The sequence below is a fragment of the Microbacterium sp. CCH5-D1 genome (assembly GCF_001557335.1).
Lineage (GTDB): Bacteria > Actinomycetota > Actinomycetes > Actinomycetales > Microbacteriaceae > Microbacterium > Microbacterium oxydans.
Genome location: NZ_LSJW01000201.1, coordinates 17,815 through 30,186 on the forward strand (window position 1 = coordinate 17,815; position 12,372 = coordinate 30,186).

General features: G+C 69.1%; 8 protein-coding genes. 5 read left to right on the forward strand and 3 right to left on the reverse strand.

Annotated features, from left to right (window positions below; translation table 11 throughout):
- Positions 1 to 2 precede the first annotated feature (2 nt).
- On the reverse strand, positions 3 to 2,288 hold the full coding sequence (locus AX744_RS12140; protein WP_058632149.1) for a carbon starvation CstA family protein: 2,286 nt from the start codon (positions 2,286 to 2,288) through the stop codon (positions 3 to 5).
- 280 nt (positions 2,289 to 2,568) lie between these two features.
- Positions 2,569 to 5,793 carry a S8 family serine peptidase gene (locus AX744_RS12145; protein WP_197429226.1) on the reverse strand — a complete coding sequence of 1,075 codons (3,225 nt, stop codon included), beginning with the start codon at positions 5,791 to 5,793 and terminating at the stop codon, positions 2,569 to 2,571.
- Positions 5,794 to 5,960: 167 nt separating this feature from the next.
- Between AX744_RS12145 and AX744_RS12150 the strand changes: the two genes are divergently transcribed.
- Positions 5,961 to 6,506, forward strand: coding sequence for an ECF transporter S component (locus tag AX744_RS12150; RefSeq protein ID WP_045264328.1), 546 nt, complete (start codon positions 5,961 to 5,963; stop codon positions 6,504 to 6,506).
- On the opposite strand, the gene AX744_RS12155 is transcribed toward AX744_RS12150, so the two are convergent.
- The gene (locus AX744_RS12155) at positions 6,478 to 7,815 is read right to left on the reverse strand and encodes a heparan-alpha-glucosaminide N-acetyltransferase domain-containing protein (RefSeq protein ID WP_082738509.1); all 1,338 of its coding nucleotides are present in this window, start codon (positions 7,813 to 7,815) and stop codon (positions 6,478 to 6,480) included. The genes AX744_RS12150 and AX744_RS12155 overlap by 29 nt on opposite strands.
- Positions 7,816 to 7,997: 182 nt before the next feature.
- Between AX744_RS12155 and AX744_RS12160 the strand changes: the two genes are divergently transcribed.
- Genes AX744_RS12160 through AX744_RS12175 form a run of 4 tightly spaced genes read left to right on the forward strand, consistent with a single transcriptional unit; the run spans position 7,998 to position 12,116 of the window.
- Positions 7,998 to 9,707, forward strand: coding sequence for an ABC transporter ATP-binding protein (locus AX744_RS12160; RefSeq protein WP_061017135.1), 1,710 nt, complete (start codon positions 7,998 to 8,000; stop codon positions 9,705 to 9,707).
- Entirely contained in the window at positions 9,704 to 10,522 is an 819-nt protein-coding gene (locus AX744_RS12165) for an energy-coupling factor transporter transmembrane component T (protein WP_061017137.1), read from the forward strand. The genes AX744_RS12160 and AX744_RS12165 overlap by 4 nt, the downstream gene beginning before the upstream one ends.
- A gap of 11 nt (positions 10,523 to 10,533) precedes the next feature.
- Positions 10,534 to 11,409 carry a siderophore-interacting protein gene (locus tag AX744_RS12170; protein WP_061017139.1) on the forward strand — a complete coding sequence of 292 codons (876 nt, stop codon included), beginning with the start codon at positions 10,534 to 10,536 and terminating at the stop codon, positions 11,407 to 11,409.
- Complete coding sequence (locus AX744_RS12175; protein ID WP_231728800.1) at positions 11,406 to 12,116, forward strand: ECF transporter S component; 711 nt, start codon at positions 11,406 to 11,408, stop codon at positions 12,114 to 12,116. The genes AX744_RS12170 and AX744_RS12175 overlap by 4 nt, the downstream gene beginning before the upstream one ends.
- Positions 12,117 to 12,372: the final 256 nt, after the last annotated feature.

The following is a 12,372-nucleotide window of genomic DNA, read 5'->3' on the forward strand; positions in this document are numbered from 1 at the left end:
CATCAGTGGGTCGACGCCTTGCGCTCGTCGGCGAGGATCGGCTCCCACTGCTTCTCGAGCTCGCGTTCTTCGGCGCTGGGCAGGAACCCGGCCGGGGCGAAGCGGCGCGAGGCCACGGGTGCGTCCTCGGTGTTCTCGCCACCACCGTTGCGGATCGCCCTGATCGTGACGATCACGGCCGCCACCATCACGATGATCGCCAGGGTCACGAAGATGATCGACAGCGTGCCCTGCACGGCGGTGTTGCGGATGACCGCATCGAGCACCGCCGGCTCGCCGAGCGAGGTGTCTCCGCTGTCGCGGGCGGCGACGTAGCGGAAGTGATTCGCCCAATAGCCGATGGCCGGCACGGGAGAGGCGATCTTGTACAGCGACGCCGTGATCGTGACCACCGCGGTGAAGGCCAGAGGCAGCCCGATGATCCACAGCCACTTGATGTAGCTCTTACCGCGCTTGGCGACGATGGCCATCACCACGGCGAGCGCGATCGCGGCGAGCAGCTGGTTGGCGATGCCGAACAGCGGGAAGAAGGTGTTGATGCCGCCGAGCGGGTCGGTGACGCCGAGGATGAGGATCGCTCCCCAGCCGGCCACCATGATCGCGGTGCAGATCCACACCCCGGGGCGCCAGGAGACGTCGCGGAACTTGGGGAACCAGGCGCCGATCGAGTCCTGCAGCATGAACCGGGCGACGCGGGTTCCTGCATCGACGGCCGTGAGGATGAACAGCGCCTCGAACATGATCGCGAAGTGGTACCAGAACGCCATGAGGGCCTGGCCACCGAGAGCCTGTTGCATGATGTGCGCGAGGCCGAGCGCCAGGGTGGGGGCACCACCGGTGCGCGAGACGATCGACTCCTCCCCGACAGCCGCTGCCGTGCCTGTGAGCATGTCGGGCGTCAGGTTCACTCCCGTCAGGCCGAGCGAGTTCACGAAGGCCACGGCCCCCTCGACCGTGCCCCCTGTGGCGGCGGTCGGTGCGTTCATCGCGAAGTAGATGCCCTGGTCGATGGAGATCGCGGCGACGAGTGCCATGATCGCGACGAACGACTCCATGAGCATGCCGCCGTAGCCGATGAAGCGCGTCTGACGCTCCTTCTCGATGAGCTTCGGGGTGGTGCCGGAGGCGATCAGGGCGTGGAAGCCCGACAGCGCTCCGCAGGCGATCGTGACGAACAGGAAGGGGAACAGCGGACCGGCGAACACCGGCCCCATGCCGTTCTCACCGAAGATGCTGATGGCGGGGACGGTGATCTCGGGACGGACCAGCACGATGGCCCCGGCGAGCATCACGATCACGCCGATCTTCATGAAGGTCGACAGGTAGTCGCGGGGGGCGAGCAGCAGCCACACCGGGAGCACCGCGGCGATGAAGCCGTAGATGATGATGCCCCAGGCGATCGTGGTGCGGTCGAGGTGGAAGATCGCCTGGCCCCACTCGGTGCCGGCGACCCAGCCCCCGCCGATGATCGCGGCCATGAGCAGCACGAAGCCGATGATCGAGACCTCGGTCACCTTGCCCGGGCGCAGGTAGCGCAGGTACACGCCCATGAACAACGCGATCGGGATGGTCATCGCGACCGAGAAGACGCCCCACGGGCTCTCGCCCAGCGCGTTGACGACGACGAGGGCGAGGATCGCGACGATGATCAGCATGATCAGCAGCGAGGCGATGATCGCGGCGGTTCCACCGATCTTGCCGAGTTCCTGACGGGCCATCTGCCCGATCGTGCGACCACCGCGTCGCATCGAGAAGAAGAGCACCGTGTAGTCCTGCACGGCGCCTGCGAGCACGACGCCGACGATGATCCAGATCGTGCCGGGGAGGTACCCCATCTGCGCCGCGAGCACGGGGCCGACGAGCGGGCCGGCACCGGCGATCGCGGCGAAGTGGTGACCGTAGAGCACCCGGCGGTCGGTGGGGACGTAGTCCTTGCCGTCCTGCTTCACCTCGGCGGGGGTGGCCCGGCGGTCATCGGGTCGGGTGATGTACTTCTCGATCACCTTCGAGTAGAACCGGTAGCCGATCAGGTACGTGCAGACCGCGGCGAACACGAACCAGATCGCGTTGACCGTCTCGCCGCGGACGATCGCGAGCATGGTCCAGGCGACGGCACCCAGCAGGGCGATCGCGGCCCACAGGATTATCTTCGGCAGGGTCCAGCGGTTCGCCTTCTCGTGGTGCTCTTCGGTGAGGGCCACGGGAGGGAGGTTCGGGTCGGTGACGATGATGGGCTCGTCGTCGACGAGTCCGGCGCCGTCGCGGCGGCGCGACGAAGGTGCGGTCATGGGGGTCTCCTCGGGATACGCGACGTTGCGTTCCCCCACGTTAGGAAGATCCCGCTCCCGACATGACCGCTCGCCGCGGTCGCTGCGACGAGCGGCGCGGATGGCGCGATGAACGGATACCGGGGATGTCCGTTCGCCCCGCCGCATCAGGCCCTCCCGCCACATCAGGCGGCTGCCTCGCGAATCGGCCTGTCTCCGCGGGATCGCCTGTTTCCGAGCGCCACGCACACGACGCCCCGCGGAAGGGAGACCGCGGGGCGTCGTGTGTGTGTGTGGAGGGCTACTCCGGCTTCGCCGTCTCCGGCGCACTCGTCGGAGGCGCGCCCGTCGGTGATGCCTCGGGTGCCGGGGTCTCCGGTGCCTTCGTCTCCGGTGCCGGGGCCTCCGGTGCCTTCGTCTCGGGCGCCGGAGTCTCCGGTGCCTTCGTCTCGGGCGCCGGAGTCTCCGGAGCCTTCGCCGCCGGCACGTCGACCGTCAGGACGGTGCGCACGTCGGATTCGCCGTACTGCACGACCCCGAGGTAGCGGGTGCCGGCGGTCAGGCCGGTCCAGCCGAGGTTGTACGACGTCTTCTTGCCGCGCACCGCGGCGAGCGGGTTCGGCGTTGCCGTGAGGTCACCCTCGCCGTCGGCCAGCACGTTGGCGTAGGTCATGTCCCACGTCATCGGGCCCGTCGTCGAGTAGATGTTCGCCACCACCAGGTAGGTTCCGGCCTTCGGCGACGGGATCGTGACCTGTTCGTCCGCCGAGCCGGTGGCCGAACGCCAGCGCTCGTAGTACTGCAGGTCGTCCGGGCTCACCACCCGGTACACGGTGAGGTCGAGGTCGCTGCCCTTGTCGTCCGACGAATCGAGGTCGAACCGCGAGAGGGTCGTGCCCTCGGGTACGTTCACGATCCACGAGACATCCTTGTTGGCGTCGCCCGACTTCTCGTCACCCGAGTGCCCCTCGACGGGGTTGTCCGCGTCGGCGAGCAGTTCGAACGGCGTCAGACCCGAGAGTCCGAGCGCGAGGTCACCGGTGAGACCGGGGGTGATCTCGACAGCGGTGCTGCCGTCGACGCCACTGCCCGTGACCTCGGCCGGCGCATCGGCCGTGACCGGGAACAGCGCGATCGGCGAGCGCACCGAGTTCTTCGCACTCGTCCAGGTGAGCGAACCGGTGGCCCACTGCTCCACCGGAGCCGTGGCGTTGTCGAAGGTCACCGTGAACGTCTTGGTCTGGCCCGGACGGTCGAACTTCAACTGCTGCGGCGTGACCTTGACGTTCACTCCGGGCACCGAGGCCTTGGCCGTGAAGGTGCCCTTCTCGGTCGAGGTCACCGTGCGGGTGACGGTCTGTGCGCTGGTCAGGGAGCCGATCGAGATCGACGCCTGGTTCAGATCGCTGCCGTCGATGGGGTCGATGCCGGGGAAGTCCGACAGTCCCTTCCCGTCGAGGAACGCCGCCCAGTCCTTCACACCGTTGAGGTAGAGCAGACCCGGGTTCAGGTAGCGCTTCGGGTCGACCTGGCCTGCACCCTGCTCGAACGGATTCGTGTTCTTCGATCCGTCGGGCAGCACGGTGTCGTAGGCGGTGGTCATCATCGCCGACTTGATCTCCGCTGGCGTCGCCTTGGGGTGCTCGCCGAGGTAGAGCGCGGCGAGGCCGGCCACGTGCGGGGAGGCCATCGACGTGCCGGAGAGGATGCCGAACGTCGGCTTCTCCCCCGGAGCGTTCTCGGTCGCCGCGAGGATCGCGACACCGGGAGCCGCGACATCCGGCTTCATCACGTCGCTGCCGTCGGCCAGCATGGGCCCGCGGCTCGAGAAGCCCGCGATCTGCGGGGTCGGGGTGACGACGCCGGTGGTGTTCTCACCCACAAGGGTGATGGGACGATCCACGCCGCCCTGCACATACGCGAGCACGGCCGCGCGGTGCACGGCGTTCAGGTGCACGGTCGGCACCGCGTGGAAGTCGTTGTCGAGCGAGTCGGCGCCGCCGGGCACGTTCACGAGCACCATGCCCATGCCGCCGGCGTCCTTCACGACCTGCGACTTCTCGGCGCGGGCGTTGCCGCCACGGTCGCAGACCACGATGTGTCCGGCGACCTTGGCAGGATCGAGGGTGCCGGGCAGGCAGAGCTGCGGGGTGACGGCGCCCGCCGCCGCGGCGTCGACTGCGGCGATCGACGGGCCGGTGACCTTCTGACCGAACGGCACGCTCACCGAGGCTCCGGCCTGCGCGAACCCGTCGAACTGCACGGTGCCCTCCCAGGTCGGGATGGTCGATGCGGCCACCGTGGTGTACCAGGGCGAGGCGTGGTCGGCCGTGACCGGGTCAGGTCCGTCGTTGCCGGCGCTCGTCGCCACGAAGACGCCTGCTGCTGCGGCGTTGAAGAACGCGAGGTCCTCCGGGGCCATCACGGTGCTCGCAGCTCCGCCGCCGATGGAGTAGTTGATCACGTCGACGCCGTCGGCGACGGCCTGGTCGATCGCGGCGATCAGGTCGCTCTGCGCGCAGATGTCGTCGGTGGTGACCGTCGTGTCGGGGCCGACGTAGCAGGCCTTGTACGCCGAGATCTTCGCGGCCGGGGCGACACCCGAGATCGTGCCGAAATCGACGTTCTCGATGCTGGCCTTGACCTTGAAGTTGCCCGCCGCCGTGCTCGCGGTGTGCGAGCCGTGGCCGTCGCCGTCACGCGGCGAGAGGTAGTCGTACTGGAAGTCGAAGCCGGCGGCCTCGGCCCCGGCGTAGAAGTACTGTCCGCCGATGAGCTTCGAGGAGTAGTCGCTGGTGTCCCAGTCCTGACCCTCGACCATCGCGGCCTGGAACTGCCCGCCGTCGGACTTGTCGAAGTAGACGTAGGTGCCGTCGGTGTAGGGCTGCCCGCCCTTGTTGCGGTTGTGCTGCTTCTTCTGCTTCTTGATCTTCTTCCCCTCGAAGGAGGGGTGCTCGGGGGCGATGCCGGTGTCGATCACACCGACGACGACGCCCTCTCCGGCGGTCGCGACCCCTCCGGTCTGCTGCCACACTCCGCCCTTGCCCTTGCGGTCGTCGCCGAGGCCGAGGTAGTCGGTCGAGCTCTGCGCGTCGGGGTGACGGATCTCATCCGGGTAGACGCCGAGGACGTCCTTCGAGGCGCGGAGCGCATCGACCTGCTCGCCGCTGAGGTCGGCGCTGAAGCCGTTGAGGACGACCTGATAGGTGGTGTCCGGCGTGACCCCGATGTCGCTGACGAGGTCTTCCTGCTCGGTCTGGAGATGTTCGACGTAGCGCTGCGAATCCTGCGACTGCGTCTCGAGCTGGTCGCCTTCGGCGGGCTTGGTGGCCTTCAGACCCTTGACGTCGCCCTCGTAGGTGGCGAGCGGATCCGACTTCATCACCACGATGTAGTGCCCTGGTGTGCCTGCGACGGGGACGGGGTGCGTCACCTCCTCCGTCGCGTAGCCCGCGGTTGCCGTCGATGCGATGAACAGCGTGGCCAGGGTGGTGGCTGCCGCCATCCGGAGGGGTGTTCGACCCATGTGGTGCTCCCGATGATCACGGTGCGGCCCTCTTGCTGCACCGCGGCCAACATATGCCCGACCCTGGCGATTCTCAGGAAGTCTGGCCGATCGGTCACCCGGCATTCGCCGATCGGCCAGGGTTATCCACGGCCGCCCTCGCGATACGTCGACAGTAAGCTGGAGAGGTGGCCCGCACCTCTGTCCTGACGACCCGCGTCCTGCTCGTATGCGCGGCCATCGGGGTCGCCACGGGCATCCTCGCCGGTATAGCCGGGTGGGTGACTCCGGTGCTGCTGGCGAGCCCCCTGCTGTTCCTCTACGGCCTGGTCCTCGGCTCGCACGTGCTGCCGGGCATCATCGCGCAGGAGGTGCTGCGCCTCCCGCTCGTCGCGCTGATCACCCATGTGTTCGCCGCTCTGATCGCGAGCGCCTTCAACCCGGCCTGGGCGCTGCGGTTCATCGGCACCGCTCTGCTGTTCGGCCTGATCCAGGAGGGGGTGGCCGCCCTCACCCGCTACCGCTCCTGGGGCCCGTGGCGCTTCTTCCTCTCGGCGGCGATCATCGGCGTCTTCGTGGCGGTCGTGGTGTTCTTCGCCGCCCACCTCTCGGTGATGCCGCTGTGGGCGCAGATCCTCTACCTCGCGATCTCGGTGCTCGGGCCGATCGCGTGGACAGCCATCGGCCTCGCGATCGGCTCGGCACTCAGCCGCGCCGGCGTCGCCCGCCGCTAGGCACTCCGCCCAGCCGCCGCGCGACGGCGCCCGAGACCGAGCTCACGAGCGCCTCGAGTGGACCGCGACGCTTCAGCGCCGCCAGGATCGCGCCGATGACGATCGCGCCGAGAATGTGGACACCGAGGATCGCCGGCCCCAGGTACCACCACGGGAGATCCGTCGACGCGTCGACCGCACCGGAGAGCAGCACGAACGAGGTGGCCGCCGCGGCGAGCACGTGCACCGTGTAGACCGTGAGCGGAGCGGCCCCCGCCGCCCTGACGGGCTCGAGCACGCGAAGCGCGGACTTGGGGAGGACTCCGGCGAGGAACAGCATGCTCGCGATGACGAAGAGTGCGATGCCGACCCCGCGCAGGATGTCGAGGGTCGTCCCCGTATGCGGCGTCTGCAGCAGGAGCGCCCACCACTGCGGAGAGAGCGGAGCGCCGAAGCCCGGCGTGCCGATGATGCTCTCGGTGGCGGCAGCCGCCTCGGGCGGCAGGGTCGCGACGAGGACCGCGCGCCCGAAGAACTCGTAGACGAGGGCGCTGGTCGACACGGCGAACACGGCGAGGAAGGCGCCGATGCCGGCCGTCCACGCGAGGAATCGCTTCTCCGTCCCGTTGCGCCGAGCGGCGATCAGCAGTGTGGCGACGGCCATCCCGACGAGAACGTAGACGATCCAGGTCACGACGGGATAGGTGCCGGTGACGAAGATCGCGCGCAGCGCCACCGCCGGCTCCCCCCACTGCGGCCAGGACACTCCGCCGCCCTCCCCGACGACCCCCAGGGCCTGTCGCAGGAAGGCGTTGAGGATCGGCCCCGCGATCGCGAGGATCGCCGCGGAGACGAGCAACCAGCGCGGACTCACCCTGAGGAACGGGATGCTGCACAGCATGGCGACACCGAAGTAGACGAGGACGACCACGATGCTTCCCGGCGCCAGGGCGAGCGTCGCCCCGATGAGGATGACGAGCACACCCCGCACAGCCATCGCCCACCGTGCGGCGGCGACGTGGCCGCGTTCCAGGTAGGAGCGGGTGGCGAGCACGACGCTGATCCCGCCGACGACGGCGAACAGGGTCGAGGCGTTCCCGTCGACGATGGTCGACACCCCTTCGACGTGGCCTGGCAGGCCGGCCGGCGGGAGCAGGTGGGCGCAGAACATGCCGATGATCGCCAGGAAGCGCGCGAAGTCGATGCCGACCATCCGGCCGAGCTCGCCGCGACGACGTGCCGCATCCGATTCGGGTGGAGGCGTCGGCTGCTCCCTCCGCGCCGTACGGTGCGGTCGGGCGATCGTGTGCGTGTTCGTGTCTTGTGGCACGGTGCTCCCTCGTTCATGCGGCGCCCGGTCGGCGCCTCTACGACGATGCCGGTTCTTCGGCCGCTCCACGTCCGTCCACCGGATGATCGATGTCATCCGCCGGAGGGCTTCTGTGCGCGTGGATAATCAGGTAAGGCTCAGCTAAGTTAGAAGGGTACGATCCGCCGACCCGGGACTCCGCCGTGCGCCCATCCGCGCCCCTGCTGAGCGTGCGTGACCTCTCCCTCACCCACGCCGATGCGGCGCACCCCTCTCCGCGTGATGTGACCTTCGACATCGATGCAGGAGAGGTCGTGCTCCTGCTCGGGCCCTCCGGTTCGGGCAAGTCGACGCTCACCCTCGCCCTCAACGGGCTCATCCCGCACGCCCTCCCCACAGCCATGATCGGCACGGTGGAGGCCGGCGGCATCGACACGGCGAGCGCCCCGACCGCGACTCTGAGCACCCGCGTGGCGATGGTGTTCCAAGACCCCGATGCGCAGATCGTCACCGGCAGTGTGTACGACGAGGTCGCGTTCGGCCCCGAGAACCTGCGGCTGCCGCTCGACGTGGTGGAGAGTCGCGTCGAGGAGGCATTGCGCCGCGTCGGGCTCTGGGAACGGCGCACGGTGAACCCCGACCACCTCTCCGGCGGCGGACGGCAGCGACTCGCGATCGCCGGTGCCCTCGCGATGGGCTCACCCCTCATCGTGCTCGACGAACCGACCGCGAACCTCGATGCCCAGGGCATCGACGACGTGTACGCCGCGCTCGCTGAGGTGGTCGCTGCGGGTGACCGCGCCATCCTGCTCGTCGAGCACAACCTCGATGCGGCTATGTCGTTCGTCACGCGGACGATCGTGCTCGACCGCGAGGGTCGGGTGGCTTTCGACGGACCGGCGGCCGAGATCATCCGCGAGAACGCCGACGAGCTGGTCCGGATGGGCGTGTGGCTTCCGGCCGCCACCCTGACGGCGCTCCGACTCCGGGGCCAGGGGTTCACACTCGATCCGCTGCCGCTGTCTCCCCAGGAACTCGCCGTCGCACTCGAAGGTCAGCCGGTCTCGTCCCTGCCATCGAGCCAGACGACGTCGTCGAGCCGCACGACGTCGTCCCCCTCGACGACGAAGAGCGACGCCACGACACGGGTCGAGCCGATCATCCGCGCGCGAGGGCTGACGGTGCGCCGACGTCGTGCCGAGATCCTCCACAGTGTCGACCTCGACCTCGCCCCCGGCAGTCTCACGGCCATCGTGGGTGCGAACGGGGCGGGCAAGACCACGCTGATCCAGGCACTCGCGGGCGTCGTACCGCCACCGCGTGGACAGGTGTCGGTCGACGGCATCGACCCGGGGACCGCGTCTCCCCGCGACCTCGCCGCACGGATCGGGTTCGTGTTCCAGAATCCCGAGCACCAGTTCATCGCTCCGACGGTGTTCGACGAGCTCGCCCATGGGCTGCGGCTGCGCCATGTGCCCGACGCCGAGATCACGGCGAGAGTCGACGAGATGCTCACGCGCTTCGGACTCGAGCACAAGACGGACGTGCATCCGTTCCTGCTCTCGGGCGGTGAGAAGCGGCGCCTGTCGGTGGGCACGGCGCTGATCACCCGGCCCCGTGTGCTGGCGCTCGATGAGCCGACCTTCGGACAGGACCGTGCGAGAGCCGCTGAGCTGCTCGATCTGCTGCAGGAGCTGCGCGCGGACGGGACGACCATCCTGATCGTCACGCACGACCTGCAGTTGGTGGCCGAGCACGCCAGCCACGTCGTGCTCCTCGCCGAGGGTCGGGTGCGGGCGACCGGGCCCACCGCCGCGCTCCTGCAGGACGAACTGCTGTTCACGGATGCAGGGCTGCAGCTGCCGGCCCTGCAACGCGTGCTGGCGTCCGCCGGCCTCGGGGTGAGCTCATGACCGCGACGACGTTCGACCCCTATGCACGCATGACGGCGACGTCGCGCCGGCAGTTCCTCTACGCACTGAATCCGCTCGCGAAAGTCGCCGGCTTCGCACCAACGATGGTGCTGCTCGTCTTCGTACGGGATCTGGCGACCCCCGCCGCGTTCCTGGTGCTCGCCTATGCGCTGATCCTGGTCGGCGCGCGTCTCACCGTGCGGCTCCTCGCCCTGCTGCTGCTCGCTCTCCCCGCCGGGATGCTCCTGATCGGCATCGGCTTCTCCCTGTGGGTCGACACCGGACTGGTCCACGACTCCACTCCGGTCGTGCGCATCGGGGACTGGACGCTCTACAGCGGGGCCCTGCTCCTCGGCTTCGCGACAGCGCTGCGGCTCGGCTCGATCGTCGCTCTCGCGCTCGTCGGCGGGCTCACCACCAGCGGGCCCGACCTGGTGCGGGCCAGTGTGCAGCAGCTGCGGGTACCGTATCGGATCGGCTACACGGCCTTGGCGGCCTTCCGTTTCGTGCCGCGGTTCGGGCATGAGCTCTCCGTGATCAGGGCGGCCCATCGGGTGCGCGGGTATCACGGCGGTCGCGGTCCGTTCGCGCGCATCGCCCGGGGGTGGGGGTACATCGTGCCGCTGCTCGCCGGCGCGATCCGCCACGCCGAGCGCGTCGCGTTGGCGATGGACTCGCGGGCGTTCGGTGCACATCCGACGCGCACCGAGCGGCACCTGGTCCCGTTCCGGACGCGAGACACCGTCTTCACGGTCGCGACCCTGCTGGCCTCTGCAGCCATCTTCGTCGTCTTCTTCCCCTGGCAGCTTCCCTGAAAGGCGTCCTGATGGCGTTCAGCAAGATGGTCAAGCCCGAGTCGTCCGAACTCCTCCACCTGACGGTGCTGCGCACGGAGCAGCTCTCGGCGCACTGGATCCGGGTGACGCTCGGCGGTGGCGAGATCGAGAAGTTCCGGCCGATGGGGTTCGACCAGTGGTTCCGATTGTTCCTGCCGATCGGAGGGGATGCCGGGCTCGACCGGGTGCCGGCGAAGGCGAACAAGGTGTTCGGGTACCTGAAGTTCCTGCGCATCCCCGACGGTGAGCGTCCGGTGATGCGCAACTACAGCGTGCGCGCGTACCGTCCGGCGACCGCGGAGGCCGGCGCCGAGATCGACGTCGACTTCGTGCTGCACGGCTCGGCCACGGACGGCACCGCCGGCCCCGCGTCGCGATGGGCGGAGACCTGCGAGCCTGGCGAGCACGTGCTGATCATCGACGAAGGCCTCACGTTCAACCCGCAGCGCGGGGTGAAGCGGGTCGTGCTGGTCGGCGACGAGACCGCCCTGCCCGCGATCTCCTCCATCTGCGCCTCGCTGCCTGCCACTGCGACGGGCACCGCGATCGTGGAGGTGCCGAGCGACGACGACGCTCTCGCGTTCACGCATCCCTCGGGCGTCGAGGTCGTGTGGATCGTGCGGCCGCATGGCATCGCTCCCGGGGCGCTCGCCCTGGAGACGCTGGCACGCGCTGCCCTGCCGGATGCGCCGTTCCACGCGTATGCGGCGGGCGAGCAGGCACTCGCCTCAGGGGCGCGCAAGCATCTCGTGGGCACACGCGGGGTCGACAAGAATGCCGTGAGCTTCTGCGGCTACTGGAAGATCGGCGCCTCATCCCCCGCCTCGAAGGCCGCGCGCGACGCTGCAGCGGAGCCCCTCGCGTGAGCGGAACGGATGCAGCCGATGGCCTCGCCTCCAGGGGATCAGTGGGAGATGCTCCCGCAGCAGCAGCAGCCGGACATCGCGCGTCAGTCGCCGGTGGACGATTCCGCTTCCCCACCGCCATCCTGCTGACCTGTGCCGCGCTCGGCGTCGCCGGGGCGGTGCTGCTCGCGCCGATGAACTGGTTCTCGACGCTGCTGACCGGGCCGCTGCCCTTCGTCGGCATGGCCCTCGCCGGCCTGTGGCTGTTGCCGTCCGTGATCGCGCTGAGGCTGCTGCGGAAGCCGCTGGTCGGACTCCTCGTCGCGCTGATCGCCGGCCTCGTGATGGTCCCGTTCTCCGGGTACGGTTTCAGCAGCGTGCTGACGAATCTCTGGTGGGCGGCGTTCACGGAGCTGCCGTTCCTGTTCGTGCTCTGGCGCTACTGGGGAACGTGGATGCACTACGTCGGCGCCGTCGTCGTGGGCGTCGTCTACCCGATCTCGGCGTGGGCCTGGTTCGATCTCGGATCCATGTCTCTCTTCGCCCAGGTCGCCTTCTTCGCCGTGACGATCGCCAGCTGCGTCGGTGGCACCGCCCTCGGCATCCTGATCGCCGACCGTCTGCGCAGGGCAGGAGTGGGCAGGGCAGGAGTGGGTAGGGCAGGAGTGGGTAGGGCAAGAGTAGGCAGCGCCGGAGTGGGCAGGCCAGCTGTCAACGGGCGCCGCTGAGCCTCAAGAGCACAGCCGCCCTCATCACACTCCTCAGGCGGGGTCGACCGGTGCCGTAAGACGGAGCACATCGCACCGTCGGGCGGTGTCCTCACCAGAGACCAGCCTCACCAGAGACCAGCCCACCAGAGACCGACATCCTCACGCAGCGACGTCGAGGCGTGCGCGACCGCCGAGCCTCGGGGTCTGCGCAGGATCGACGTATCGCGGCGGAATGAACCACACCCGCGCGCCGCTCCCAGTCCCCCTCCTACTC